Below are 26,448 nucleotides of genomic sequence, written 5' to 3' on the forward strand. Positions count from 1 at the left end.
CGCTGCGACGTCCTGTTCGCCATGCTCCGCACCAATACCCACTACCACCCACCCACACCCCACACACCTTGACCAAACCCATAGGGGCACACCCGGTGTTGAACGCTCCTCCGTCGCGCGCTCCGCGAAAGCACCGACGCCCAGCCGCACTGGGTAGACACCAACGAACTGCTGGTTGCGACGCGCGAACTCCGCCGTCAGGGTGCCCGGCCGGATGGACGGGGCAGCGGGTCGCGACGACGTACGCCTCGGACCCAGCGGAAGCGGCCCGCCGGCCCGCGCTGTCGAATGCTTGCACGTCGCAGAATCCGGCTCGGCGAAGGAGGTGTTCGAGCTCGAGCAGCGGAATGACCCGGCGCTCCATCACGTCCTGATCCACCCCGCCGTCGCGGTGACGCCAGGTGCGCCGTGTCGTCTGCAGCCGCAACTCCGGGTCCCACTCCGTGTGGATCTCGACGGTCGCCGCCACCAAATCTGTTTCCAACCCAGTGCAACGGACGCCGACAGGGCCGTGACTCATAAGAGTCATGACGACCAGAACCCCGCCAGGGCGGACATGGGCGGCGAACGTCTCTGCTGCCTGGCCAAGCTCCTGGTCCGTCCGGAGGTAGGCCAGGCTGTTGCCGAGACAGGTGACGAGGTCGAATGTCCGTCCGAGGCGGACACTGCGCAGATCACCTACCTGTAGCTCGACGCCCGGATAGCTGCTGCGGCCGTAGTCGACCAGACCGTCCTGGATATCCACACCAACAGCCGAGCATCCGAACAGCTCCGACAGCCCCGCCGCATGGCGTCCGGTCCCGCAACCAAGATCTAGCACCGACCGGATCTCACCACCGAACGCCGCCCGGATCCTGCCGATCGCTTCGACCACGCCGTCGTCGGCTCCAAGCTCGTCGCAGATATCCGGCCGCCGGTAGTTGAGATTCGTCCTCGTCCAGTCCCCGCCGGCCGTCACCTCGCACCTCTGACCGCGATCACGCTCTGGATTCCTCCCATGTCCCTTGTCCGCGATTCTGCGCGAGGGCCAGCGGGGCGCGGGCTGCAGAGCTGGCAACGCCGGGAGCTGAGGCGAGCCGGGTGGGCTTGGCGTGCGGGCGACGGGGTGGGGCGGAGGGGTGGGTGGGAGCTGCCGACCGGGGAGCGACGGAGGAGCGAGCGGGGAGGTTGCGTGGGGGAGTTGCCTTGGAGTTACTTGATTTGGGATTGGGTGGCGGCGTAGGTGTTGCAGGCTTTGGTTTCGCCTACGTTGAGGCCGTTGACTATCCAGTAGCCCTGGCTGGTGGCGAGGCCGTGGGTTCGTTCGCTGGGTGGGGTTTTGGGGGTTTCGCCGAAGCTGTTGCTGGCCTGGAACTCGAATTCTTTCAGGCGGGCCGTGAAGGGGTAGGACTTCTCGATCGCGCGGCTGAAGACGCCGGCGAAGCAGGAGGCCTGGAGTTCGTTGCGGCGGGAGCTTTCGAGTTTTTCGTCGGGGTGGTCGGCCAGGTAGGCCTGGCGGGCGTAGAAGAGGTCGGAGACGCTCTGCACGTGATGGCCGTACTCGTGGGCGATCGTCATCAGGTAGGCGAGATCCTCTTTGGGGCCGAACGCCTTGTTCATCTGCTGTACGTCGGTGTACATCACGTGGTTGCCGAAACAGTAGAACGCCAGCACCCGCCCGGACAGCGGCGCGAAGTGGCCGCACGGACCGTCGACCGGCTGGTCGAAGACGATCAGGCCGGGGTCGGGCTCGTGCTTGCCCATCTTGGCGAAGGCCGGGCGCCAGGCGTCGTTCAGGCACTTGAAGAGCTTCTCGTAGTAGACCTTCTGCGCCGCCAGGCTGCCGTCGCCGAGATCCTCGGCCTTGCAGTCCAGCTCGCCGAGCCCACCGACCTTGTAGATGGGCGCGTTCAGCAGATAGTCCTCAGCAGAGCCCTTGGGCGCGTTGCTCTTGGCAGTCGGTACCACCGAAGGCCCACTGCTGATCTGCGGACCGCCACTACTGGCAGACGAACTGTTGCCACTCGTCAGCAATACCCCGACCACACTCAGCGCGATCCCCAGGAACGCGACACTGAAGAACCCGATCAGCACCAGCCGGATAGCGCTGCCCCGCCGCCGCGGCGGCTGGAACCCATTGAACTGGTTCGGCCCAGGCCCGTAGTAAGGCTGACCGTACTGCTGGCCCCCGTACTGCGGGACGCCCTGCTGCGGGTACTGCGCGACCGGCGGAGGCAGTACACCCGGAGGCGGCCCCACCCGGTCCTGGGGGCGGCCGCCGTACCCGTACGGGGTGCTCACGTGTCGTTCCCCTTCAGCTCGATGTGGGAGTTCGCTGGCCGAACCGGCACGAGACTACTCTCGACCCATGTCACTGAAGAGCCGCCTCTGGCCGGCCGCCCTGCTCGTGTCTTTGACAGTGCCCATGGTTGCCCTCGGCACGTTGCCCGCCCAGGCCGCTGACGACCAGATCACCGGGTACGCCGCGGAGGCGTCGCTGACCGGTGACGGCGTACTGAAGGTCAAGGAGACGGTCGATCTGACCGCCGGTGGCGACACCTTCGCCCGGACCCTGACCACCCGGGTCCGCGCGAACGCCACCGAGGACCGCACCTACGAGCTGCGCAACGTCTCGGCCACGGTGAACGGTCAGCCAGCGCAGGGCTTCGAGGACAAGAGCGTCGACGACGGCCGCCGGATCAGCCTCAAGGTGTCCGGCCAGGCCAAGATCGTCTACAGCTACGAGGTCGGCAACGTGGTGGCCGACTCGATCGAGGGCCGCGAGGTGAGCTGGCCGATCGTCCAGGGCTTCGGCACCAGCATCCCGAAGGCCACCATCTCGGTCAGCATCCCGTTCGCGAGCTGGGTGACCTGCATCGCCGGCCGGGTCGGCTCGAGCATGCCCTGTACCTCGTCCCAGCTCGCCGAGTCGGCCGCACTGGAGATCGAGCAGAACGGCGTACCGGCGGGTGGCCACCTGACCTTCCTCACCGGCCTGAGCGACCAGGCGACGGTGAAGCCCAACGCGGAGTTCAAGACCCGGTGGAGCCTGGGCAACGCGTTCACGCTCGACTCGTCGACGATCGGCCTGAGCGCGCTGCTGCTCGGCCTCGGCGTACTGGGTGCGGCGGCGCTGTGGTTCCTCCGCGGCCGTGACGCGGGCAAGGTCGGCCCGGGTGCGCCCGAGCGGCCGGTGCTCGACGGTGCCGATGGACCGCAGTTCGCGGCGCCGGACGGGATCCGGCCCGGCCAGGTCGGCACTGTGGTGGACGAGACGGCCGACGTCGTCGACATCACCGCGACGCTGCTGGACCTTGCCGTGCGCAACTACTTGACGATCGTGGAGCTGCCGCGCGAGACGCACTTCGGAAAGCTGGACTGGGAGCTGCGGCGGCTCAACGCGGGCGGCCCGGAGCTCCTGCCGTACGAGAAGGCCTTGCTGGACGCGGTTTTCGCCGAAGGGGAGACCGTCCAGGTGTCCGAGCTCGGACACGGACTGCGCTCGCGCCTCAACCTGGTCCGCGAGCAGCTGTACGCCGATGTCGTCACGCAGGGCTGGTTCGCGAGCCGGCCGGACGCCGTGCGCAACCGGTGGACCACAGCTGGACTAGTCCTGTTGGGCGCCGGTGTGGTGCTGACCATCGTGCTCGCCATAGTGACGAAGTACGGGCTGGTCGGCTCTGCGGTGATGCTGGCCGGCTTGGCGCTCACACTGGTCGGGCAGGTCGCTCCGGCCCGCACTGCTCGCGGTGCCGCGGTACTGGGCCGGGTTGCCGGGCTGCAGCAATACCTGACCAACGAGACGTCCGCGGACCTGCCGCAGAGCCACCGGCTGGAGTTTGCCTCGCGCTGCCTGCCGTACGCCGCTGTGCTCGGCCTGACCGAGAAGTGGGCGCTGGAGATCGCCGCGACGGACGATGACGACGACCCGGATGCCGGTATCGGCTGGTACTCCGGTCCGGAGAACTGGCACCTGTCCGACATCGGTGAGTCACTGTCGAACTTCGTCACCGCGTTCGGCGGCCACCTGTCGACGGCACGCCGGCTGTTCTGAGCAGCCGGCGCACCGCCGCAGTACTCAGTTGGTGAACGCTGCCTTGCCGACGAAGGTGTTGCACACGTTCGGGCTCTTGGTGTTGAAGCCGCGCACAGACCAGTAGTTGTTGTTCACCTTGCCACCGTGGTCGCGGATGCGCGGCCGGGAGAACTCGTCGCCGGTGTTGGCGACCAGTACCTTCCAGGTGGCGAGCAGCGGACCGCGGAGCGGGATGTACGCGCCTGCCGCGCCCAGGTACGCCGAGCCGAAGCAGGACGCCTGCAACTCACGGCGGCGGCTCTCGGCCAACTTGGCGGCCGGAGTGGGCGCGTTGACCTGCCGGGAGAGCGAGGCCGCGTAGATGCCGGCCAGCTTCTGCACGTGGTGGCCGTACTCGTGGGCGACCGTGGTCATCATCCACACGCGACCCGAGACCGGGTTGCGCTTGTAGTAGTTCAGCCCGACGGCGTACGGCATGTAGATGGTCTCGTTGGTGCCGCAGTAGAAGGCACGGGTGCCCTTCTCCGCACCGCAGACGGTCTTCATCGGGCCGACGAAGACGACCAGCTTCGGCGCGCGGTACGGCAGGCTCGCCTTCTTCATCGCCAGCCACCAGGTGCGGTTCATGCACGGCACGATCAGGTTGTAGTACGCCTTGGCGCCGGCGAAGGTGTTCGGGAGCACCTTCGGCTCCAGGCACTGCGTGGGGGTGAGCACGCCGACCTTGTAGAGCCTGCTGGTGGTGACGATCTGGTCGACCGTCGGCGGTGCGCCTGGGGTGGCGGAGGCGGTCGGGGTGGGGGATGGAGTCACCGAGGGGGTCTCGGAGGGAGTGGGCGCGGGTGTGTCGGCCACGACGGGGGTGTTGTCGTCGCCGGTGTTGCGGAGCGCCAGGGTGACGCCTGAGCCGACGATGAGCACAGCGAGCGCCACGAGACCGATCAGCAGACCCTTGGAAGCGCGACGAGGCTTCCGGCGGCGGCCCGGACCCGGCGGCTGCGGGATCGGGATCGGCGGGTACTGCCAAGTCTGCGGCTGCTGCACCGGCTGACCAAATCCCTGGAGTCCACCGTCAGTCGGTACGCCGCCCGAGGGCGGTCCAGCGTGCCGGGCGCGGCGTCCGCTCGGGTCGGCAGCGCGGGGCGGGGATCCGGTCGGACCGGAGGCGGAGAAGGACTGGCCGCTACCGCGCTGGCCCGGGCTGTGAGCTTGGGGTCCGCTCTGGCCCACTCCCGCTTGCCCTGGGCCTGCTTGCCCTGGGCCTGCTTGGCCTGGGCCCGCTTGGCCTGGAGCCGCTTGGCCTGGGCCGGCGGGTGGGCGGGAGCTGGCGGGTCGGCGGGTGCCGGGGGGTGGGGTGGCACCTGGTTGGGAGTAGGGCGGGAGGTTCCAGGTGAGGTTGTTCTGGCGTGAGCCGGGTGGGCCCACCAACGGGGTCTGCTCGCCGGGTGGTGCGGGCTGGAGGTACTCCTTCTGCTTCTCGGTGGACTCGGTCCACCACAGGGGCGACTGGCCATCCGCGCGGGCAGGCCCCTTGGCCGGTTCGGTGGGCTGTTCGCCCTCCGGTTCCGGCTCGTTCGGGTTCCGCCCAGGGGGTGGAGTCCAGTTGTCCGACATCGATACTCCTCACGAAACCTTGCCGGCCGTAGCCGTGAACGTGTTGCAGCTGACGCTGTCCAGCGTGGTGAAGCCGCGCCCGGTCCAGTACTGGTGACTGGCCCGCGCGCCGTGGTCCCGCGGCCCGCCGCGGTTGTTCTCGTCCCCGGTCTGCCCTTGGACGTACTTCTGGTAGATCGTCATGTCCAGACCGGTGATCCCGTAACTGCTCTGGTTCGCTCCGGCGAAGACCGCACTCAGACAGGATGCCTGGAGTTCGAGTCGCCGGCTCAGTTCCAGCCGCGCGTCCTCGTCCGGAGCGTCGTACTGGAGCTGCCGGGCGGCCGTCAGGATGCCGGTGAGCTGCTGCACGTGGTGCGCGTACTCGTGCCCGGCCGTGTACGTCGCCCACATCCGCGTGAACGCCCGGTTCGCGGCGTCCGGCGAGCGGCTCCAGAGCTTGATGTCGTCCGTGTACTTCAGGTAGAGCGTCTGGCTCGTCCCACAGTAGAACGAAACAGTCGCACCGGCCGCGCACGGCGTCTGGGCGACACCGGCCCAGTAGACCAGCCGCGGCGGCGCGAAGGCGTCTTTGGCCGCCTGGACCTTCGGTGCCCAGGCCTTGCTCAGACAGGCGACGACGTTCGAGTAGTACAGCTTGACGTTCGCCTGCTTGCTCAACGGGACCGGCGCCTCCTGGCAGCCCACCGTCTTCTGCGGCCCGGTCGCGTAGAGCGCGTCGGCCGTCACGGTTCTGGTTGCAGCCTGTGACTGCGGAGTACCGGCCTTGCTGTCGTCGGGCGTACCGAGCGGTGCCGCCCGGCCCGCGCCGGGCTCCGGGGCGGCAGCAGACGAGTCGCTCTCGCGGAGTGCGAGAGCGACCGTCACCACGAACACCGCCACGCCACCCAGCATGAGCATGCTGAGGAGCAGCCCGGTCGGGCGTCTTCGCGGCTGTGGCCCCCCATGCCGGAAGTGCTGGTCGCCGCCGAGGTCGGGTCCCCATCCGACCGGCGGCTGGTCTTCGCCGAACGCTGCGCTGCGGTAAAGCGGTATCGAGCCGTCGGGCAGCGCAGCCGGCGGCGGGTGCGGCCCTGGTGGCTCGCTCCAAACCTGGTCAGACACGGTCGTTCCTCATCCCCCCGGGACACACATCGCGTGATCCGGGGGACCAGGCTAACCATCAAGACCGCTATCCGTCTCCATATCGGTACACCGGAGTTCTCTATGACACCTTCGCGCCCGACGCGGTGAACGTGTTGCACACGGCCGGCTTGCGGCCGTTGTAGCCCTTGAGCGCCCAGTACTTGTGATTCGCCGTACTGCCGTGGTCGTGCGCCCGGTCGATGGTGTCCCCGATCAGCCACCTCCACTGCCGCAGGGACTCGCCCGTGAGCGGGTAGCTGCGCTTGTTGGCCGAGATGAAGATGTCGCTGAAGCAGGACGCCTGCAGCTCGAGCCGGCGGCTGCCCTGCAGCTCCAGGGCCTGGTTCGGCGCCTCGTAGCGCAGGTTGACGTTGGCCTGGAAGATGCCGGTCAGGGTCTGCACATGGTGGCCGTACTCGTGGGCGAACTGATGCAGCATCCACATCCGGGCCCAGACCCGGTTGTAGACCGACCGGTCCTGGTTGTAGTAGCCGAGGTCTTGAGACAAGTTCATGTAGATGGTCTGGTTGCTCGGGCAGTAGAACGGCGGCCCGGTGTCGTACATGGTGCCGCAGGGCGAGTAGACCGTACCGGAGAACGACAGCACCGTCGGCGGCCGGAACTCGGCGCCGGCCTGGACGACCAGGGCCGGCCAGGCGCGGTTGAGGCATCTGGCCAGGTTCGCGTAGTTCGCCCGGGCGCCCGCGACGGTCGACTGGCGGGCCTTGGACTCCTTGCAGTTGACCGAGCCCATCGTGCCGGCCTTGTAGAGCTTGTTGCGGGCAACGATGTCCAGATCGCTCGGCTCGGGCTTGGGCTTCACCCGCGGCGCGGTCGGCCTGGTCACAGTTGGCTTGGCGAGGGTCGGTTTGGCCACCGTCGGCCTCACGCTGGGCGGCTGAGCCGAGGGCACCTCGGTCGGCTCGACCGATGGACTGTAGGTCGTCGTCGGGTACGGAGTACCGGTATAGGAAGGGTCGTGGTGCTTCAGAGCACCCGACAGCGCCGCGATCCCGGCAGTACCGAGTACTGCGAGGCCCAGGATGATCAGCAGCGCTTTGCCCGCCCCACCCTTCTTCTTGGGCGGCAGAGCGCCAGGCCCCCACCCGTACTGCGGTGACGGCGGCTGCTGCGGGTACGGCGGGTACTGCCCAGGAGGCGGCTGGTAGGACACGGAGGCTGACGCTATCGGAGCCCCAGCTCAGACCCGGTATGGTGCGGTCTGCAACCAGTGAACTTCCGCCCCGGCCGGCCGGCCGCAAGGCTCTGACCCTCTCGATACGGTGTGATTGGGCGATGCGTAGACGTCTGCTCGGGGTACCTCTGTGTGCCCTCGGTTTCCTGGCTCTGACCGGCGTACCAGCCGGCGCGACGACTACCGCCGACCCGGTCGTCACCAGTTTCAACAGCACCATCAGGGTCGAGCGGGACGGCACGCTGAAGGTCGTCGAGGTCTGGAAGCTGAGCAACGTGACCGGGACCTTCACCCGGTTCGTGGTCACCCGTGAGCACCTCGCCGACGACGTCGACCACGTGCAGAAGATCGAGGATCTGCAGGTCAAGTCGGGTGGCGCGGAGAAGAACAAGGAGCTGACCACCAACGGCGACATCAGCTCGATCGCCGTCGCCGACCTGTCCGGCGGTGACACCGAGCTCGAGTTCGACTACACCGTCAAGGGCGCGGTCGCGGAGACGCTGAACGGCACCGAGGTGCGGTTCTCCCCGCTGACCGGGCTGGCGATGACCGTGCAGGACGCGAACATCGTCTACAGCGCCCCCGAGGTCAGCCACGTCTCCTGCTTCGCCGGCGCGATCGACAGCAACTTCCCGTGCACGCTGGCACAGCTCGGCGAGACCTCCGGCCCGACCTTCAAGCAGACCGGGCTGCCGCCGGGCAACACGATCCGGATGACGGTCGGTTTCCCCAAGGGCCAGATCGCGGCCAACTCGATCGTGGAGTACCGCAAGACGTTCAAGCGGGCGTTCTCGACCGACACGGCCCAGCTGATCACCGCGCTCGCGGTACTGCTGCTCGGCGCGCTCGCGTTGCTGCTGCTGTACCGGCTGCGCGGTCGTGACCAGGTGGACCCGCGGCGGGTGGTACCGGCGTCGTTGTTCAGCCTCGGCCAGGACACCCGGATCGACTTCACCCCGCCGGCCGATCTGCGGCCCGGTGAGGTCGGCACCCTGATCGACGAGCGGATCGACCCGGTCGACGTGACCGCGACCATCATCGATCTGGCCGTCCGCGGGCACCTCACGATCACCGAGCTGGAGCACGAGACCGAGTTCTCCCGGCCGGACTGGGAACTGCGCCGGGTCAAGAACGCGCCCGCCGAGGAGCTGCAGCGGTACGAGAACGTCCTGGTCCGCGCGATCTTCGGCGACAACGACTCGGTGCTCGTCTCCGAGCTCGGCCGCCAGGTCCGCGCCAACCTCGGCCAGGTCCAGGACGCCCTGTACGACGGGGTGGTGAAGCGCGGCTGGTTCACCGAGCGCCCGGACCGGACCCGCTCGCTCTGGGCGACCATTGGCATCGTCACGACCGCGATCGGCGTCGTGCTCACCGTCGTACTCGCCCTCACCTCGACGTGGGGCCTGGTGGGCATCGCCATCACCGCGGTCGGCGTCGGCCTGCTCGTGATCGGCCGGCACATGCCGGCGAAGGCGCCTGCCGCCGGCCGCGTCCTCGGCCAGGTCGCCGCCATCCGTGGCGAGCTGCTGGAGATGGACGTCAGCGAACTGCCGTCCGACCAGCACGCCGAGCTCTGCTCCCGCGCTCTCCCGTACGCCGTCGTCCTGGGCGGCTCCGAGCGCTGGATCGACGCCCTGGTCGCCACGGACTCGGACGAGGACGAAGACGAGGGCTTCCACTGGTACCGGGGGCCGCGGGGCTGGCACCTGCAGTACCTGCCCGACTCGCTCCGCAACCTCACCACGAACCTGACCGGGGCGCTCTTCACGCGCTGAGCTGTCGAGGGAACTTCGGAACCGCCCGTACGCCGCCCCCGGCATACGGGCGGTTCCTGTTCGTGGGTGTTACCAGTTGGCTTGATGGGTCCGCGGTGGCAGTCGCTTGCCGGCCGGGTGGATCACGTAGACGATTCCGCCCGAGTGCGGGATCCAAGCGTTCTCGAAGGCTGCCCGGTTGTAAACAGTCCGGACCTCGTCATTGCTCTTGATCAGGTGCGAGGCCGGGTCGTTCACGACCACGTCGCCGTTCTTCGCGAACCCGACGATCACCATCAGATGCCCGTTGGTGCCGTAGCCCGCGCCCGGCAGTTCGTCCTTCTCGAAGGACAGCGACGCGACCAGGGGAATGCCGGCCTTGATGAACTGCTCGGCCTCGGTCAGCGAGCGCAACCTGGTGACGAAGGCGTCGAGCCCGCGCGTCCCGGCATACGCAGTGTTGAAGGGCCAGTTGCCGGCGCCGTCGTACTTGTAGTCGAAGACCGACCTGGCCGAGTGATCGACCTGTGGATCGGGATCGGCCGGATCTACCCACGCTGTCTCGGCCCTAGTCGGTCCACGGCGGTAGTAGTCGAGCACCATCGCAGTGGACGTCGCCGAGCACCAGGCCTCGCCACCGTTGTCCCACTGCGGGTAGTGGCCGATGTGTGTCTCTTGCGAGTACGTCGGTACGTCGAGCACGCGACCCCAGGCGCCGCCACCCCGGCTGACGGGGACCGTCTCGTCCGCGGGTAGGCGGGAGGCCATGGCCCCTACTGACTGGAGTACGGGGACTTTCGTAGTACCGGCTAGGCGGTAGAGGGTGACCTTGAGGCGCCAGCGGTCCAGGGAGCGGCCTGCGCCGGCTACGAAGGTGTCGACCGAGACTGTGCCGGTGGTGTCCTTCTGGCCGTTCACCGAGGTGCGGTGGATGTCCCCGGCGGCGGTGTCGTCGCCACGGTTCCAGCGGCCGAGTATGTACCACTTGGTGGTGGTGCCCTCGTCGGAGCGGCCCGACATGGCGACCTCGAGCCAAGTCCCGGCTGGGGTGGTCGCGTTCCAGGAGGCGACCAGCTCGGTCAGGCCGTAGCGGGTCCGCACTTCTGGGGAGACCCAAGTGGCTTGCTCGTAGGCCTTGGCAGTGCCGTCGCCGAACGGATCGACGTACGACGTGGTGCCGGTGGCGGAGCCGAATCGCAGGGAGCCGTTGACGACGGTGGTCCCGGAGCGGGTGCCGGAGAGGAAGTCGGCGGACGACGTCCACGTGCGGTAGGTGATCTCGCGGTGCTGGGGTGGCGCGGCCAGGCTCGGTCCGGCGGTCAGACTGAGCGTGACCACGGCGGTGATCAGCGTGGCGACAGGGCGGGCGGCGGTCATGATTTCGACGGTAGACCCGCTCCGCCGCCCTGTCGCGGTGAACGCGTGCCGCGATGTGTCGCCATTCGGTTATTTAATTACCGGCAGCCCATTCGTCGGCCAGAACGGCGTAGACCAGCTCGTCGGTCCACTCGCCCTTGAGGAACTCGTTCCGCACGAAGTGCGCCTCCAGCCGCATCCCGAGCCGCTCGAGCAGCTTGGCCGAGCCGGTGTTGCGGTAGTCGAGCCGGCCGATGATCCGGTGCCAGCCGAGCTCCTCGAAGCCGAGCCGGAGCAACTCGGCCGACGCCTCGCGGGCATACCCCTGGCCGTGGAAGTCAGGGTGGAAGACGAATCCGAGCTCACCGGTCCGCTGCTCGGCCTGATGGACGAACAGCGTCACCTCGCCGACATGCTGGCCGGTCTCCCGCAGGATCACCGCGACGGTGAGCGCTTGTCCGTCGGCGTCCAGCGGTACGTCGGCCAGCCGGCCGGCGAGGGATTGCCTGACCTGCTCCGGCGTCTTCGGGTCGTACAGCAGGAACCTGGTGACGTCCGGGCTGGACTGCAGCTTCAGCAGGTCGTCGTAGTCGGTCTCGAGGTAGCGGCGAAGGGTCAGGCGGTCTGTCTCGATCGGCAGCGAATAGCTCACCGATCGAGACTAAAAGACCGCTGCAACTCGATTTAGCCGTTGGCGAGTGCGACCAGGCGGGACTGGTCACCGTTGAAGTGGTCCTGGTCGAGCGGGGACGAGGTCCACTGCCAGAAGGTGTAATACGGCCAGCCGCCCGGCAGGGTGCCGGGGGAGGTGTTGTACCGCGCCACCCAAAGCGGGTTGGTGGAGCTGAAGGCGGTGCTGTTGCCGGTGCACTGGGTCCACCAGTCCAGGTTGGTGTAGATGACCGCGTCGCGACCGGTACGGGACTTGTAGGTGTTGAGGAAGTCGCGGATCCAGCTGACCATCGAGGCCTGGCTCAGCCCGTAGCAAGTGGCGCCGTACGGGTTGTACTCGATGTCGAGCGCACCGGGCAGGGTCCGGCCGTCGCGCGACCAGGCGCCGCCGCGGTCGACGAAATAGTTGGCCTGGTTGGCTCCGCTGGAGTCGTTCGGGGTGGCGAAGTGGTAGGCGCCGCGGATCATCCCGACGTTGTAGGACCCGTTGTACTGCTGGGCGAAGTACGGGTTGGAGTAGTAGTTGCCTTCGGTGGCCTTGCTGTAGGCGAACCGCTTGCCGTTGTTCCACCAACCGGCCCAGTCGACGTTGCCCTGGTGGCTGGAGACGTCGATGCCCTCCACTACCGCCGCAGGTGCGGCCTGAGTGGATCGGCTGGGGGCAGTGGGTGCGAGCCAGCCCATGTAGGCGTCACCGGCTTTGGTGATGCCGTGCTGGCGGGCAGTGGGTGTGGGCTGGTGAGCAGCGGGTTGGGCGGCGGCGCCAAGCGGGGCCAAGAGCAGGCCGAGGGTGGCGGCGGCACCCGTGATGAGGGATTTCACGAGGAACCTCCACGGAGAGCGATGAGGGCGGAACAGAGCGCTCACTTGCCGACGCTACGCCGCTGCTCGGCGGAAAGTAACTACTTCGGAGAATCAGTTGTGGCTATTTGACGACGATCGAAAGGACTGCCTGTGGAGAATTGTCAAGAGCACTCCCCGATCACCGTTACCCTTGATCGGTGACACTTCGCTTGTACGACACCGCGACAGCAGCAGTGAGGGATTTCGAGCCGGTCCAGCCGGGCAAGGTCGGGATCTACCACTGTGGGCTGACGGTGCAGGGTGCCCCGCACGTCGGGCACATCTACAAGGAGATCGTGTTCGACGTGCTCCGGCGCTGGCTGGAGCGCTCCGGCTACGACGTCACCGTGATCGCGAACGTCACCGACATCGACGACAAGATCCTGGCCAAGTCGGCCGAGCGCGACGTGCCGTGGTGGGCGCACGCCTACGAGTTCGAGCGCGAACTGCACTGGGCGTACGACGTACTGGGCTGCCGTCCGCCGACGTACGAGCCGCGGGCCACCGGGCACATCCCGGAGATGGTCGTGATGATCGACGAGCTGATCAGGCGCGGGCACGCGTACGCCGCGACCGACGGCTCCGGCGACGTGTACTTCGACGTGAAGTCCTGGCCGTCGTACGGCGAGCTGTCGCACCAGCGGATCGACGACATGGAGGCCGCCGAGGACGCGGACCCGCGCGGCAAGCGCGACCCCCGCGACTTCGCCCTCTGGAAGGGCTACACCGAGGGCACCCCGAAGACGGCCTCCTGGCCGACTCCGTGGGGCGACGGCCGGCCGGGCTGGCACCTGGAGTGCTCGGCGATGGCCGGGAAGTACCTGGGCGACGAGTTCGACATCCACGGCGGCGGCCTCGACCTGCGCTTCCCGCACCACGAGAACGAGCTGGCCCAGTCCAAGGCGGTCGGGCAGAAGTTCGCCCGGTTCTGGATGCACAGCGCGCTCGTCACCGCGGCCGGCGAGAAGATGTCCAAGTCGCTCGGCAACGGCGCGATCGTGCGCAACGTGGTCGAGCAGGTCCGGCCGATCGAGCTGCGCTACTACCTGGTCAGCTCGCACTACCGCTCGGTGGTCGAGTTCTCGATGGCCGCGCTGGAGGAGTCCGCGACGAGCTTCCAGCGGGTCGAGGGGTACGTCGCTCGCGCGACCGAGGTGACCGGTGGGGTCTCGCCGGCCGCCGGCGTGCCGCAGGCGTTCGCCGACGCGATGGACGACGACCTCGGGACGCCGGCCGCGGTCGCGGTGCTGCACAACACCGTGCGGGACGGCAACAAGCTGGTCGCCGACGGCGATTCCCCTGCCCTGCAAGAGAATCTCGCCGCGGTGCGGGCCATGCTCGGCGTGCTGGGCCTGGACCCGCTGGCCGAGCCGTGGGCCTCGCGGGCCGGTGGTACCGAGGAGCTCACCGAGGTGGTGGACGGCTTGGTGAAGGCGCTGCTGGACCAGCGGCAGGCCGCCCGCGAACGTAAGGACTATGCCGCGTCGGACGACATCCGCGACGGGCTCAAGGCGCTCGGCGTCATCGTCGAGGACACCCCACAGGGTGCTCGCTGGACGATCGCCGAGCCCGAATCAACCGAAGGAAACTGAAGTGCCAGGCAGTAGTCAACGCAAGGGTGCGATCCGCAAGAAGCGCGGCAACCCGACCGCCGGGTCGGGCGGCCGGGTCCGGCAGGGGCTCGAAGGCAGAGGCCCGACGCCGAAGGCGGTCGACCGCACCAAGCACCCAGCGCACAAGCGGGCGAAGGCCAAGGAGCGCCTCGAGAAGCGCACCGGCGGCCGGCGTACCGATCGCAAGGACACCGAGGCGACCGTCGAGTGGGTCTACGGCCGCAACCCGGTGGTCGAGGCGCTCCGCGCGGGCGTCCCGATCAACGCGCTGTACGTTGCCGAGGGCACTGAACGCGACGCCCGGCTGCGGGAGGCTCTGCTGATCGCGACCGAGCACGGCATCTCGCTGCTCGAAGTACCGCGGATCGAGATGGACCGGCTGACCAGCCACGGCGCCCACCAGGGCCTCGCGGTCCAGATCCCGCCGTACGAGTACGCCCACCCCGACGACCTGCTGTCCCGGGCGTACGACGCCGGCCAGGTCCCGCTGATCGTCGCCCTCGACGGCGTCACGGACCCCCGCAACCTGGGCGCCATCACCCGCTCGGCAGCAGCCTTCGGCGCGCACGGCGTACTGGTTCCCGAGCGTCGTACCGCCTCGATGACTGCCTCCGCCTGGAAAACCTCCGCCGGCGCCGCGGCCCGCATCCCGGTAGCGAGAGCCACCAACCTCAACCGGGCCCTCAAGTCCTACAAGGACGCCGGCCTGCTGATCATCGGACTGGACATGGGCGGCGAGGTAGAACTCCCCGACCTGGAGGCAGCCACCGAACCGATCGTCCTGGTAGTCGGCAGCGAGGGCAAAGGCCTGGCCCGCCTCGTCCGCGAAAACTGCGACCTGATCGTCTCCATCCCCATGACATCAGCCACCGAGTCCCTCAACGCCGGCATAGCCACCGGCGTAGCCCTCTACGAAATCTCCCGCCGCCGCGGCTGATCCACGACACCACAAAGCCCCGGACCGCAGCGGTCCGGGGCTTTGCTGTAGCCGTGGCTCAGTAGACGCTGACGCCGTAGCGGCTGAGGACCTCGGTGACCGGCTGGAAGAAGGTTGTGCCGCCGGAGGAGCAGTTGCCGCTGCCGCCGGAGGTCAGGCCCAGGGCGGTGGTGCCGGCGAACAGCGCGCCGCCGGAGTCGCCGCCTTCAGCGCAGACGTTCGTGCGGATCAGGCCGGTGACCGTGCCCTCGGCGTAGTTCACCGTGGCGTTGGTCGCGGTGACGGAGCCGCTGTGCACGTGCGTGGTGCTACCGCTGCGCTTGACCGCCTGGCCGACCGTGGCGTTCCCGGCCGTGGTGATGTCCTGGTACGAACCGTTGTAGAGGTTCACGTTGCCAGGGTGGTTGGTGTACGAGGTGGAGTACTTGACGATCGCGTAGTCGTTGCCCGGGAAGCTCGACCCGTAGGTCGTGCCGAGCAGCGTCGTCTTGGCGGAGTTCGCGTACCAGGAGGACGCGATGTTGCCGCAGTGGCCGGCGGTCAGGAAGTAGTACGTGCTGCCGCTGCGGACGTTGAAGCCGAGCGAACAGCGGTACTGGCCGCCGTAGATCGCGTCACCACCGCTGATGTACTTCGTCAGCTTGCCGGGCAGCTTCTCCAGGGTGACCCGGCTGCCGAACTGCTTGGTGACGCCGGTCAGCGACGCGAACTTCGAGCCGGTCACGGTGTCGTCGTACGAGACGATGATCCGGCCGTCCGGCTGGGTGCTCCAGGCGGTGCCGGGGATGGATGCGTCCTTGCTCAGCGTCGCGGTGATGGCGCTCGCCGACAAGGTCGAGACGGGGGTGGGCGCTGCCGACGCCTGGGTGGCGAGCAATCCTGCCGCTGCCAGACCTACGGAGCCGAGTACTGCGGTGATACGGGCGAACTTCACGGTCAGCCTCCTCGTGGGGTGAGGACGCGCTCGGGGCGGGAGCGTCCTTGATCCAACCGTGATCTGTTCTACCCGAAACTGTCATAAAGTGCCCGCGTCAACTCGGAGCGTAAGGGTTTACCTGCGCGGCACCCCGTGCATACCCTCAGGCGCGATCCGGTAACGCAGCGTGCTCGTCAGCGACTGGCGGCCGTCCACCAGTCGCGCATGGTCCACGTCGACAGCCGCGTCCTCGCCGTAGACGGTCACCGTCATGACGCCGTTTTCGAACCACGGCCCGTACGCCGTCCGCCAACTGGCCGCGACGTCGCGGACCCCGGCCGATCGCGACAGTCCGTGCAGGACCCGCGTCAGGCCACGGCTGTCGAGCAACTTGTTGGCCAGCCTGATATGCCAACCGACCGGGTTGCGGAACGGCGACATGGTGAGCTGGCGAATCGCCGTGCCGGGGTGTTCGACCTCCGTCAGCGACGCCTCGGCCAGATAACTGCAGTGCACGTCACCGGACAGCATCAGCACCGAGTTGGGCGGATTCTCCGACTGCACCAGCTCCCCGAGCAGATCGGTCAGGTCGTCGAACGAGTTCCGGAACGACGCCCAGTGCTCCAGATCCATCCCCTGCCGGATCTTCTCGCCGAGCCGCGAGCCGAGCGGGCCCCAGGCGCCCGACGAGATCGCCTCGTCCCAGCCCTCCAGATGATGCAGGCCGGGCGTGAGCAGGAACGGCAGCGTGGACGCCAGCAGGAGATGGTTGATCGGCTGCGTCGCGCCGATCGTGTGCCGCCGGACCCACTCCCACTCGTGCGCGTCGACCATCGCCCGCTCACCGGGTTCCAGTTGCCTTGAGCAACGAGAATCGACGGCGACCAGTCGGACCCCACGAGAGCGCGCGCCGAAGTCGCGGTAGAAGCTCCAGCGGGTCGAGGCCGGGTCCTCGTCCGCTTCCCAGGCGAACGCGTCGAGGTAGGAGCTGCGTTCGTCCTCGTCGTCCAGCCCACGCATCGCGGCGTACGTCGGATCCTTCTCGAGCTGCTCCGGCGACAGGTTGCCGAGGTGCTGGTAGACCCAGTACGACGCGTAGGCGCCGATCACCCGGTCGTGCCACCACGGTTGCGCGGTGACCCAGCGCCGCCAAGTCAGCGAGGTGTTCCAGTCGTCGCGCAGATCGTGGTCGTCGAGCAGCATGCACAACGGCACGGTCGAGAACAGCCACCGGACGACCGGATTCAGCCAGGCGTCGTCGTACAGCCAGGTGTACTCCTCGAAGTTGCCGATCTCGTCGGCCACCTCGGACCCCTGCCGGCCACCGTGCGCCGCCCGCAACTTCGCCAGTACGGCGTCCGACGGGTCATCGGCATACACCTGATCACCGAGCAACAGCACTGCATCGGGCCAGTCGGCATCCCCCGAGGACATCCGCTCGGCCAGCGCGACCAACGCGTCCGGCCCGAAATCCTTCAATCCCTGCTCGTCGAACGGCGCCGACCGCCGGCACGACCCGAAGGTCAGCCGGAAAGTCCCGTCTGCCCGCGGTGTGCGAATCACGCTCGGCCCGTACGGACTCTCCTCCAGCGGCCACGCCTTCACACCGTCAAGGTGCACCTCGTACGGCGTAGAGCTGGCCGGCTCCAGCCCCTCGATCAGCACCAGCGCGTAGTGATGCCCGTGCACCGACCAGGTCCGGGCCCGGTGCCCCAGTACCTCGACCTCGCCCGCCGAGGTGGTCTCCACCCAGACGGTTGCGCGCGTCTCGTCGACGTACCGGAGCAGCGGGCCCAGCTTCAGTTGCATTCAAACGACGCTACCGGCTGCAGCCAAGATGCCAAGCGCTGAAGTCAGTAGATGGTCACGCCGTACGCGTTCATCGCCTCGATGACCGGCTGGAAGTAGGTGACGCCACCCGAGCTGCAGTCGCCGGTACCACCGGACGTGAGTCCGTAGGCGTACGTACGGTAGAACAGCGGGCCGCCGGAGTCGCCGGGCTCGGCGCAGACGTTGGTGCGGATCAGGTTGCCCACCGCGCCCTCGTCGTAGATCACTGTGGCGTTCAGTCCGGTGACCTTGCCGCCGTGCAGGCCGCTGGTGACACCTGAGCGGTAGACCGTCTGGCCGAGGCCTGGGTTGGCCGCCCTGACGATGTCCTGGGAGTGGCCGTTGTAGAGGCTCACGCTGCCACCGGGCTTGAGGCCGGCCCGGTAGGTGATCACGGCGTAGTCGTTGCCCGGGAAGCTGGGCCGGTAGACCGTGCCGACCAGGTTGCGCTGAGCCTCGTCGCTGTACCAGGTGGCGGCGTCCTTGCCGCAGTGGCCGGCGGTGAGCAGGTAGTACTTGCCGTTGCGCTGGACGTTGAAGCCGGCCGAGCAGGTCCAGTCACCGCCGTAGATCCCGCCACCGCCGTTGACGTACTTGCGGAGCTTGCCGGGCAGCTTCTCCATCACGACCTGGTCCCCGAACCGCTGGGTGACCTTGGTCAGCGACTGGTACTTGCCGCCGATCACGGTCGAGTCGTAGGAGACGACGACCTTGCCGTCCGGCCTGGTCATCCAGGCGGTTCCGGGGACGGCGGCGTCCTTGGTCAGGGCGGCGGAGATCGCGGCGGCGGTACGGGGTCCGGGCGGCGTCTGCTGGGGGGCGGTGGAGACGGCGTTGGCGGCTGGGACGGCGGTCAGGGCGAGTGCGCCGGTGACCAGCGTCGCCACGGCGCGGCGGAGGGAAAGCGATGTCATGGAAGACAGCTTTCCACTGTGACCGGTTCAGCCGGGGGCGTTGGCATCAACCTGTCGTCAGTCGTGCCGCAGCGAGTGCAGGACGAACGAGGAGAGCTCGCGGTACGCCTCGGCGTCGCTCAGGCCGGTACGCCGGGCGATGTCGCCGCGCTGGATCGCCTGCATCGTGTGCGCGACCATCTCGGCCGCGAAGCCGATGTCGACCTGCCGGAAGGCCCGGTTCTCGATCCCGTCCTCGATCAGCGACCGGACCCGGTCGGCCGCGATCCGGGTGTTGCGCTCGTACACCGACCGGGCCGGCGCGAACGTCGCGACGTCGTCCAGGAAGGTCCGGCTGGCCGGCCGCAGCGCGTCGGCGACCGCGTTCAGGTACGCGGCGATCCGGCGGTCCGGGCGGGTCTGCTTGGCCACCGCGGACTCGACCTCGGCAGTGGCATTCTTGAAGTAGTGCTTGACCACCTCGACGGCAAGCTGCTCCTTGCTCGGCGCCAGCGCGTACAGGGTCGTCTTGCTGCACCGCAGCTCGGCCGCCAGGTCGTCCAGGGTGAACCGGCTGAAGCCTTGGGTGAGGAACAGGGACAGGAGCCGGTCGAGCAGTTCGGACTGCCTGCGGGTTCGACGGCCCGGGACGACTGTTGTCATATCGAGACAGCATAGAACGATACGGAACTTTGGTCTTCAGTATCGATAGGAGTATCATTTCGGTAGCCACTGAGAGGGGTGCGTGATGGCTGTCGATCGCTTGCTCCCGACCGAGGAGGCCGGTGAGCTGCTGGGGCTGGTCCGGGACCTCTGCGAGCACGAACTCGCGCCGTACGCCGCCAAGGCCGAGGAGACCGAGACCTTCCCGCGGGAGGCGTTCCACGCGCTCGGCAAGGCCGGGTTGCTGGGCCTGCCCTATCCGGAACAGTACGGCGGCGCCGAGCAGCCGTACGAGGTCTATCTGCAGATGCTCGAGGAGATCGCCGCGGCCTGGATGTCGGTCGGCGTCGGACTGTCCGTGCACACGATGACCAGCTACGCGATCGCCACCTTCGGTACCGCGGACCAGCGCGAGCTCCTGCTGCCCGACATGGTCGGCGGCGAACTGCTCGGCGCCTATGCGCTGTCGGAGCCGCAGGCCGGGTCCGACATCAGCGGGATGACAACGAAGGCAGTCCGCGACGGCGACCACTACGTGCTGACCGGCACCAAGTCGTGGATCACGCATGGTTCGCACGCCGACTTCTACACCACCTTCGCGCGGACGTCGCCGGACCCGAAGCGCGGCATCTCGGCCTTCCATGTGCCCGCGCCGGCCGATGGCCTCAGCTTTGGTGCTCCCGAGCGCAAGATGGGCCTGACCGGATCGACCACCACGCTGGTCAACTACGACGGCGTCCGGGTGCCGGCCGCCAATCTGATCGGCAACGAGGGCGACGGGATGCGGATCGCGCTCTCGGCGCTCGACTCCGGCCGGCTCGGTATCGCGGCGTGTGCGGTCGGCCTTGCGCAAGCCGCGCTCGACCTGGCCGCGTCGTACTCGCAGGGCCGCGAGCAGTTCGGTCATCCGATCTCTGACTTCCAGGGCATGCAGTTCCTGCTGGCCGACATGGCCGCGGCGACCGAGTCGGCGCGTGCGACGTACATCCAGGCTGCGCGCCGGCGCGACCTCGGCCGGCCGTTCACCCAGCAGGCGGCGATCGCCAAGCTGGTCTGCACCGACGCCGCGATGAAGGTGACCACCGACGCGGTCCAGGTGCTCGGTGGCTACGGTTACACCCGCGAGTTCCCGGCCGAGCGCTACATGCGCGAGGCCAAGGTGACCCAGATCTTCGAAGGCACCAACCAGATCCAGCGTCTGGTGATTGCCCGCGACCTCTTGGGTGGTGTCGGTCGCCGGTTACTCGGCACCGGCGGCGCCCAGGCGGGCACATCGCGGCGTTAGAGGAAACGCCACGATGAACCCCGCATCGAGGCGCTTCCTCTGCCTTGCGCTGCACCCGCCTGGACACCGCCGGCACTCGAGTAACCGGCGACCGACACCACCTAGGAGTGTTCGATGAAGCTTGCCCCGTCCGACGTCGTGCTCGTCACCGGCGGTGGTTCCGGGCTCGGTGAGGCGACCGTACGCCGGTACGCCGCGGCCGGGTCCGGCGTGGTGATCTGCGACCTGCCGTCCTCGGCCGGCAAGGCGATCGCCGACGAACTGGGCGACCGCGTCGTCTTCGTTCCCACCGACGTCACCGACGAGGCCGCCGTCACCACCGCCCTCGACGCTGCCGCCTCGCTGGGCCCGTTGCGCCTCGTCGTCACGTGCGCCGGCATCGCCACCCCCGGGCGCGTCGTCGGCCGCAAGGGCCCGTTGCCTCTAGCAACCTTCCGGCAGGTGATCGAGGTCAACCTGATCGGCACCTTCAACGTCCTCCGGCTGGCCGCCGAGCGGATCGCCGCCCTCGAGCCCGACGAAGACGGTGACCGCGGCGTCGTGGTGATGACCGCCTCGATCGCGGCCTATGACGGCCAGATCGGCCAGGCGGCGTACGCCTCCAGCAAAGGCGCGATCGTCTCCCTGACCCTCACCGCCGCCCGAGACCTGGCAGACAAGGGCATTCGCGTCGTCACCATCGCCCCCGGCACCATGGAAACCCCCATGCTCGCCGGCCTCCCCGAAGACGCCCGCAAGGTCCTCGAACAGCAGGTCCCGCACCCGGCCCGCCTAGGCCGCCCGTCGGAGTACGCCGCCCTGGTGGACCACATCGTCAGCAACCAACTGCTGAACGGCGAGGTCATCCGCCTGGACGGCGCCCTGAGGATGCCTCCGCGCTGATCGCCCTGTGGACAGTCCCTGATCTGGGGGGCTGCCCGGATACCTTCCCTGCTGAATCGACTTGGCGATTCGTTGCGGAGGAGGTGTCTGACAAATATGTACTACAGTGTTGTCATGGCTGAGATCCCGGTGCGGATGCTGAATCAGGAGACGGCGAAGGTGCTGGCTCGGGTCAAGCAGGGCGAGGAGATCGAGATCACCGAGCGAGGCGCGGTGATCGCCCGACTGGTGCCCGCCAAACCGTCACCAGTCGCGCGCCTGCTGGAGACCGGCAAGCTCAGACTGCCGCGTAGTACCGGCCCGATGCCGCACCCGCGGGGCGAGATCCGCACGGACCGGCAAGCAGGCGAGTTGCTCGAGGAACTGCGTGGCGAGGAGAGGTACTGATGATCTACCTCGACACGGCGGCCCTGGTGAAACTCGTCCGTCGCGAGGTGGAGTCGGACGCGCTCGTCGACTGGATCGCGAGCCGACCGGACGAGCTCCTGGTCTCGTCGGCGCTCGCCGAGGTCGAGCTGCCGCGCGCCCTGCGGCGGACCGAGCCGGCCCTGCTTCCGGCAGTGCCTGGGGTGCTCGGACGGATCGCGATCTACGAGATCGACGAGTTGGTCCGCTCCACCGCCGCTGCCTACGACGGTGCCGCCATCCGTTCGCTCGACGCGATCCACCTCGCCACGGCAGACGCAGTTCTGGCTGACGACCTGACGGCCTTCGTCACGTACGACCGCCGCCTGCTCGCCGCCGCGGACGACCTGGGGCTCCCAGTCGCTGCACCTGCCCCCTGATCACCGCCTTGTCCGCGGGGTCAGCGGGCCGGCGGCGTGGAGCCGGCCGGGATCTGGATGACGTCGCTGGGCTGTTCCGGATTGTGGACGCCGGTGATGATCAGGTCGGCGAGGTCGGCGGAGAACAGGCGGAGGTCGGGCCCGACCTTCGCGAAGTACTGGTTGGTGCAGTCGAGTGGGCGGAAGAGCAGGGACCAGTCGCCGTCGGGACCGTGAAGGGTCAGCCGGATGGTTTTCCGGCCGAGGGGCAGGCAAAACAAGGGGCTCTGGCCGGTTGTCGTGGGTGCGGTCTTGAGTTCATCGGTGATCCGCTGAGCGAGCTGGGTTGCCTCCTTGCCGACGAGGCGTGAGCCGGCGATCAGGGACGACTGCTTGGAATCGCGTGCGCCCCAGTAGTCGCAGATGTCGACGGACTCGATCTTGCCCAGCACGAACGGCTCGGTCGAATCGTCGTCGTTCGGGAGATAGCCGTCCTGCCCGCAGCCGTACGCGTCTGGGCCGTTGATGAGCGGGGCCGCCGAGTCGAGGATGCGCTCGCGGAGGGCGTCGTTGCTGGTGAGCACGCTGACGTGGACGCCGCCGACCTCGCGGGTCTCCTCGGTCCAGCCGCCGTCGTACTTCTTCACGCCGGGCTTCTGGACGTCGCCGAACCAGACGTACTCGTGCCGTTCCTTCAGCGGCAGGACCGCGACGGCGCACCCGGACCACTTGGGGGTGATCCAAGGTGAGAGTCTGCCGACTGTCGGCGCTGTCGAGGACCCGCACGGGGCTGGGCTCGAGGTGAAATGCGTCCAGCTCTCCGGCACCTGGACCTGGACCGTCTTGTACGACTCCCAGCGGAAACCCTCCGTGATCGCGGCTGGGCCGGCGTTGTGGTTCAGGGACTGGGTCACGGTGATGGTCGCGGCGACCGCGACGACCGCCAGCATCGCGGCGCTGATGGTTCGGCCGGTACGCCGGCGGCGTAGGCGGCTGTGGACGGTCGCCAGCAGGGCGTGGTCGTCGGGGGCGTCGGCGGCGTGACGGTCCAGGGATTCGGTCAGCAGGGTCTCGGTGGGGTCTTCGGTCGTCACTGCGTGACCTCCTCGGTTGTGCTCAGGGTCGTACGGAGCGACGCCAGGGCGCGGTGGATCTGGGAGCGGACCGTGCCGGGGGTGCAGTCGAGGATCTCGGCGATCTCGCTGTCCGGGAGGCCTTCGTAGTACCGGAGGACGACGGCGGCGCGTTGCTTGGTCGGAAGGGCGGCGCACAGCGTCCAGACCGCGTCCTGCTCGGCGTGCGGGCCGGCATGATCGGCGGTCGCCGTGTCGAAGGTCGTCGCCTCGCCGACCGGCGTCTCGCGGCGGAAGAACTTGCGCCAGCGGGCGATGTCCGCGTTGATGACCGACCGGCGCAGATACGCCTCCGGATCACCCACGCGCTGGATCCGGGCCCACCGCGAGTACGCCGAGACGAGGGCGTCCTGAACCGCCTCCTCAGCCCGCGAGTGGTCGCGCGTCATCAGGTACGCGAACCGCAGCAGTGCGGCCCCGCGCAACCGGACCCACTCGTCGAAATCCGGCGATTCCCCGTCGGCCATCTCCCACCTCCTACCCCGTACCACGCCGGCAGGAGGTCAGACGTTGCATTCAGTCGAGATCGGGATCCAGCGTCGCGCCGGGCAGCGGGGCCGGGGGGAGGGTGAGCTTCTCGTCGGGCTTGGCGGCCAGGACGTCGTCGACGTACGAGCGGGCCGCTTCCATCGTGTCGACCTCGTGGCCGGCCTGCTCGGACAGGAACCAGCGGTGCTCCAGTACCTCGTGGAACACCTCGGCAGGCTCCAGCTTGCGCTTCAGGTTCCGCGGTACCGACCGGACGACCGGCTCGAACACGTCGGTCAGCCACTCGTGCGCGACGATCTCCTCGTCCTCGTTCTGCTGGTCGGTCGAGGCCGCGTAGGAGTCGAGGTCGTTCAGCAGCCGGCGCGCCTGGTTCTCCTCGACGTCCAGCCCGGTCAGCCGCAGCAGCCGGCGTGAGTGGTGGCCGGCGTCCACGACCTTCGGCTGGATCCGGACCTGGCTGCCGTCCCAGTCGGTGATGATGTCGATCTCGGCGACGTCGAAGCCGAGCTCGTTCAGCCGCCGGATCCGCGAGTCCAGCCGGTGCATCTCGTCGGTGCGGAACTCCTCCGGCGCGGTCAGTTCCTTCCAGAGCGCCTCGTACCGCGCGGTGATCGAGTGGATCGTCTCCAGCGGGTCGATCGACTCGTCGAGCAGACCGCCCTCCTCCAGGTCGGACAGCTCGCCGAACAGGTTGATCTCGGCCGTGTACAGGTCGTGTGCGCGCTGCCCGTCGGAGATCTCCTGGTGCAGCTCGCCGGTCTCCGCGTCCACCAGGTACGCCGCGAACGCACCGGCATCACGCCGGAACAGGGTGTTCGACAGCGAACAGTCGCCCCAGAAGAACCCCAGCAGATGGAGCCGGACGATCAGCGCGACCAGTGCGTCGATCAGCCGGTTGACGGTGTCCGGCCGCAGCGTGCTGGAGAACAGTGCCCGGTACGGCAGCGAGAACTGCAGATGCTTGGTGACCAGGATCGAGTCGAGCGGCTCGCCGTCCTTGTCCAGCCGGTCGGTGATGACGCCGACGGGCTCGACCGAGGGTGAGTCCAGCCGCTCGAGGTCGCGCAGCAGCCGGTACTCGTGCATCGCGAGGTGTTCCATCACCTCTTTGATCGCGTAGACCGTGCCGCTGACCCGGACGAACCGGACGACGTGACGCGAGATACCGCGGGGGAGCGCGACCAGCTGGTCCTCCGGCCAGTCCTCCAGCGGGATGTCCCAGGGGAGCGAGAGCAGGCCGGTGTCCGGGCGGGTGGCTACGAAACGAGGCACGCGACCAGTGTGGCAGTTCCTGACGGATCGGGTAACGAACGCAAGTGGCCGCAAGAATTTGCGGAATGTGGCGTAGTGTTTGCGCTATGACGCGACGACTTGCTGAGGTGGCGAAGAAGGTCGGGGTCAGCGAGGCGACCGTGAGCCGGGTACTCAACGGCAAACCGGGGGTCTCCGAGGCGACCCGCGAGGCGGTGCTGACCGCGCTCGACGTGCTCGGCTACGAGCGCCCGACCCAGCTCCGGGGGGATCGGGCCCGCCTGGTCGGCCTCGTGCTGCCGGAGCTGCAGAACCCGATCTTCCCGGCCTTCGCCGAGGTGGTCGGCGGGGCGCTGGCGCAGCAGGGGTTCACGTCGTTGCTGTGCACGAGGACAGTCGGTGGCGTCTCCGAGGCGGACTACGTGGACCTGCTCCTGCAGCAGCAGGTCTCGGGCGTCGTCTTCGCCGGCGGTTTCTACGCCCAGGCGGATGCGCCGCACGCACACTACGAGCTGATCCAGGAGCGCCGGCTGCCGACCGTACTGGTCAACGCCGCCGTAGACCACCTCGGCTTCCCGCAGGTGTCATCGGATGACGTGGTGGCCGCGGAGATGGCGATCGGGCACCTGCGCGCGCTCGGGCACACGAAGATCGGGATGGTGCTCGGCCCGCGCGACCACATCCCCTCGCGCCGCAAGCTGGACGCTTTCCTGAAGTCTCCGGAGGCTGATCCGGAGTTGGTCGAGCACACGATGTTCTCGCTCGAGGGCGGTCACGCGGCCGCGACCAGGCTGGTGAAGCAGGGCGTCACCGGGATCGTCTGCGCGAGCGACATCCTGGCGCTCGGTGCGATCCGGGCCGTCCGCCGGGCCGGCCTGTCCGTACCTGACGACGTCTCGGTGATCGGGTACGACGACTCCGCGATGATGAACTGCACCGACCCGCCACTGACGACGGTCCGGCAGCCGATCGACGCGATGGGCCGGGCCGCGGTCGACATGCTGGTCGCGCTGATCGAGCGCGCCGCAGTACCGGCCGATGAGCTGCTGTTCGAGCCCGAGCTGGTGGTACGCGCCTCGACGGCTCGGGTGCGGGCGCCAGCCAAGGTCTGACAACGACAGACACCCTGCGGGGGTCTTGAGCAGAATTCCTGCTCAAGGCCCCCGTTTTGCGTTGTTCCGGCCAGGAGTCACGTTTTTGCAACTTGCGATCGAACTA

General features: G+C 68.2%; 24 protein-coding genes. 9 read left to right on the top strand and 15 right to left on the bottom strand.

Going from position 1 to position 26,448, the window contains the following annotated elements; all coding sequences use genetic code 11:
• A partial coding sequence (locus tag ACIA12_RS40265) for a class I SAM-dependent methyltransferase (protein WP_396372740.1) occupies positions 1–958 on the bottom strand: 958 nt, incomplete at its 3' end.
• Between the two features lie 233 nt (positions 959–1,191).
• Entirely contained in the window at positions 1,192–2,280 is a 1,089-nt protein-coding gene (locus ACIA12_RS40270) for a neutral zinc metallopeptidase (protein ID WP_396372741.1), read from the bottom strand.
• A 67-nt stretch (positions 2,281–2,347) separates the two neighbouring features.
• Here ACIA12_RS40270 and ACIA12_RS40275 point away from each other — a divergent pair, with 67 nt between their 5' ends.
• Complete coding sequence (locus tag ACIA12_RS40275; RefSeq protein WP_396372742.1) at positions 2,348–4,033, top strand: DUF2207 domain-containing protein; 1,686 nt, start codon at positions 2,348–2,350, stop codon at positions 4,031–4,033.
• A 24-nt stretch (positions 4,034–4,057) separates the two neighbouring features.
• On the opposite strand, the gene ACIA12_RS40280 is transcribed toward ACIA12_RS40275, so the two are convergent.
• The 3 genes from ACIA12_RS40280 to ACIA12_RS40290 form a co-directional block, all read right to left on the bottom strand.
• A complete protein-coding gene (locus ACIA12_RS40280) occupies positions 4,058–5,059 on the bottom strand; it encodes a neutral zinc metallopeptidase (RefSeq protein ID WP_396372743.1) in 1,002 nt (333 codons plus the stop codon).
• 579 nt (positions 5,060–5,638) lie between these two features.
• Positions 5,639–6,733, bottom strand: coding sequence for a neutral zinc metallopeptidase (locus ACIA12_RS40285; RefSeq protein ID WP_396372744.1), 1,095 nt, complete (start codon positions 6,731–6,733; stop codon positions 5,639–5,641).
• A 100-nt stretch (positions 6,734–6,833) separates the two neighbouring features.
• Complete coding sequence (locus tag ACIA12_RS40290; RefSeq protein WP_396372745.1) at positions 6,834–7,928, bottom strand: neutral zinc metallopeptidase; 1,095 nt, start codon at positions 7,926–7,928, stop codon at positions 6,834–6,836.
• Positions 7,929–8,050: 122 nt separating this feature from the next.
• On the opposite strand from ACIA12_RS40290, the gene ACIA12_RS40295 reads away from it, so the two are divergent.
• Complete coding sequence (locus ACIA12_RS40295) at positions 8,051–9,724, top strand: DUF2207 domain-containing protein (protein WP_396372746.1); 1,674 nt, start codon at positions 8,051–8,053, stop codon at positions 9,722–9,724.
• Positions 9,725–9,793: 69 nt separating this feature from the next.
• On the opposite strand, the gene ACIA12_RS40300 is transcribed toward ACIA12_RS40295, so the two are convergent.
• The 3 genes from ACIA12_RS40300 to ACIA12_RS40310 form a co-directional block, all read right to left on the bottom strand.
• Positions 9,794–11,080 (bottom strand): C39 family peptidase, encoded by a 1,287-nt coding sequence (locus ACIA12_RS40300; protein ID WP_396372747.1) that lies wholly within the window; start codon positions 11,078–11,080, stop codon positions 9,794–9,796.
• Between the two features lie 73 nt (positions 11,081–11,153).
• On the bottom strand, positions 11,154–11,711 hold the full coding sequence (locus ACIA12_RS40305) for a GNAT family N-acetyltransferase (RefSeq protein WP_396372748.1): 558 nt from the start codon (positions 11,709–11,711) through the stop codon (positions 11,154–11,156).
• A 32-nt stretch (positions 11,712–11,743) separates the two neighbouring features.
• Positions 11,744–12,553, bottom strand: a complete 810-nt coding sequence (locus ACIA12_RS40310; RefSeq protein ID WP_396372749.1) for a lysozyme — start codon at positions 12,551–12,553, stop codon at positions 11,744–11,746.
• 179 nt (positions 12,554–12,732) lie between these two features.
• Here ACIA12_RS40310 and cysS point away from each other — a divergent pair, with 179 nt between their 5' ends.
• Positions 12,733–14,166: a cysteine--tRNA ligase gene (gene cysS / locus ACIA12_RS40315; protein WP_396372750.1), complete on the top strand. Its 1,434-nt coding sequence runs from the start codon at positions 12,733–12,735 to the stop codon at positions 14,164–14,166.
• A 1-nt stretch (position 14,167) separates the two neighbouring features.
• Positions 14,168–15,124 carry a 23S rRNA (guanosine(2251)-2'-O)-methyltransferase RlmB gene (gene rlmB / locus ACIA12_RS40320; protein WP_396372751.1) on the top strand — a complete coding sequence of 319 codons (957 nt, stop codon included), beginning with the start codon at positions 14,168–14,170 and terminating at the stop codon, positions 15,122–15,124.
• A gap of 58 nt (positions 15,125–15,182) precedes the next feature.
• On the opposite strand, the gene ACIA12_RS40325 is transcribed toward rlmB, so the two are convergent.
• The 4 genes from ACIA12_RS40325 to ACIA12_RS40340 form a co-directional block, all read right to left on the bottom strand.
• Positions 15,183–16,058 (bottom strand): S1 family peptidase, encoded by an 876-nt coding sequence (locus ACIA12_RS40325; RefSeq protein ID WP_396372752.1) that lies wholly within the window; start codon positions 16,056–16,058, stop codon positions 15,183–15,185.
• A gap of 117 nt (positions 16,059–16,175) precedes the next feature.
• A complete protein-coding gene (locus ACIA12_RS40330) occupies positions 16,176–17,849 on the bottom strand; it encodes an alkaline phosphatase D family protein (RefSeq protein WP_396372753.1) in 1,674 nt (557 codons plus the stop codon).
• Positions 17,850–17,893: 44 nt separating this feature from the next.
• The gene (locus ACIA12_RS40335; protein WP_396372754.1) at positions 17,894–18,784 is read right to left on the bottom strand and encodes a S1 family peptidase; all 891 of its coding nucleotides are present in this window, start codon (positions 18,782–18,784) and stop codon (positions 17,894–17,896) included.
• Positions 18,785–18,841: 57 nt separating this feature from the next.
• Positions 18,842–19,426, bottom strand: coding sequence for a TetR/AcrR family transcriptional regulator (locus ACIA12_RS40340; RefSeq protein ID WP_396372755.1), 585 nt, complete (start codon positions 19,424–19,426; stop codon positions 18,842–18,844).
• Positions 19,427–19,511: 85 nt separating this feature from the next.
• Here ACIA12_RS40340 and ACIA12_RS40345 point away from each other — a divergent pair, with 85 nt between their 5' ends.
• The 4 genes from ACIA12_RS40345 (at position 19,512) to ACIA12_RS40360 (ending at position 22,378) form a co-directional block, all read left to right on the top strand.
• Entirely contained in the window at positions 19,512–20,711 is a 1,200-nt protein-coding gene (locus ACIA12_RS40345; RefSeq protein ID WP_396372756.1) for an acyl-CoA dehydrogenase family protein, read from the top strand.
• Between the two features lie 114 nt (positions 20,712–20,825).
• Entirely contained in the window at positions 20,826–21,593 is a 768-nt protein-coding gene (locus tag ACIA12_RS40350; RefSeq protein WP_396372757.1) for an SDR family NAD(P)-dependent oxidoreductase, read from the top strand.
• A gap of 114 nt (positions 21,594–21,707) precedes the next feature.
• Positions 21,708–21,980, top strand: a complete 273-nt coding sequence (locus tag ACIA12_RS40355; protein WP_396372758.1) for a type II toxin-antitoxin system Phd/YefM family antitoxin — start codon at positions 21,708–21,710, stop codon at positions 21,978–21,980.
• Positions 21,980–22,378: a type II toxin-antitoxin system VapC family toxin gene (locus ACIA12_RS40360; RefSeq protein WP_396372759.1), complete on the top strand. Its 399-nt coding sequence runs from the start codon at positions 21,980–21,982 to the stop codon at positions 22,376–22,378. Before ACIA12_RS40355 ends, ACIA12_RS40360 begins: the two co-directional genes overlap by 1 nt.
• A gap of 20 nt (positions 22,379–22,398) precedes the next feature.
• On the opposite strand, the gene ACIA12_RS40365 is transcribed toward ACIA12_RS40360, so the two are convergent.
• From ACIA12_RS40365 to ACIA12_RS40375, 3 genes are read right to left on the bottom strand one after another with little or no spacing between them, the layout of a single operon-like run.
• Positions 22,399–23,451, bottom strand: coding sequence for a hypothetical protein (locus ACIA12_RS40365; RefSeq protein ID WP_396372760.1), 1,053 nt, complete (start codon positions 23,449–23,451; stop codon positions 22,399–22,401).
• Entirely contained in the window at positions 23,448–23,957 is a 510-nt protein-coding gene (locus tag ACIA12_RS40370) for a SigE family RNA polymerase sigma factor (protein WP_396372761.1), read from the bottom strand. Before ACIA12_RS40370 ends, ACIA12_RS40365 begins: the two co-directional genes overlap by 4 nt.
• A 49-nt stretch (positions 23,958–24,006) precedes the next feature.
• Complete coding sequence (locus tag ACIA12_RS40375) at positions 24,007–25,251, bottom strand: DUF4032 domain-containing protein (protein ID WP_396372762.1); 1,245 nt, start codon at positions 25,249–25,251, stop codon at positions 24,007–24,009.
• Between the two features lie 86 nt (positions 25,252–25,337).
• Between ACIA12_RS40375 and ACIA12_RS40380 the strand changes: the two genes are divergently transcribed.
• The gene (locus tag ACIA12_RS40380) at positions 25,338–26,342 is read left to right on the top strand and encodes a LacI family DNA-binding transcriptional regulator (protein WP_396372763.1); all 1,005 of its coding nucleotides are present in this window, start codon (positions 25,338–25,340) and stop codon (positions 26,340–26,342) included.
• The last annotated feature ends 106 nt before the right edge of the window (positions 26,343–26,448 follow it).

It is taken from the genome of Kribbella sp. NPDC051620, assembly GCF_044453825.1.
In the GTDB taxonomy this organism is placed as follows: Bacteria; Actinomycetota; Actinomycetes; order Propionibacteriales; family Kribbellaceae; genus Kribbella.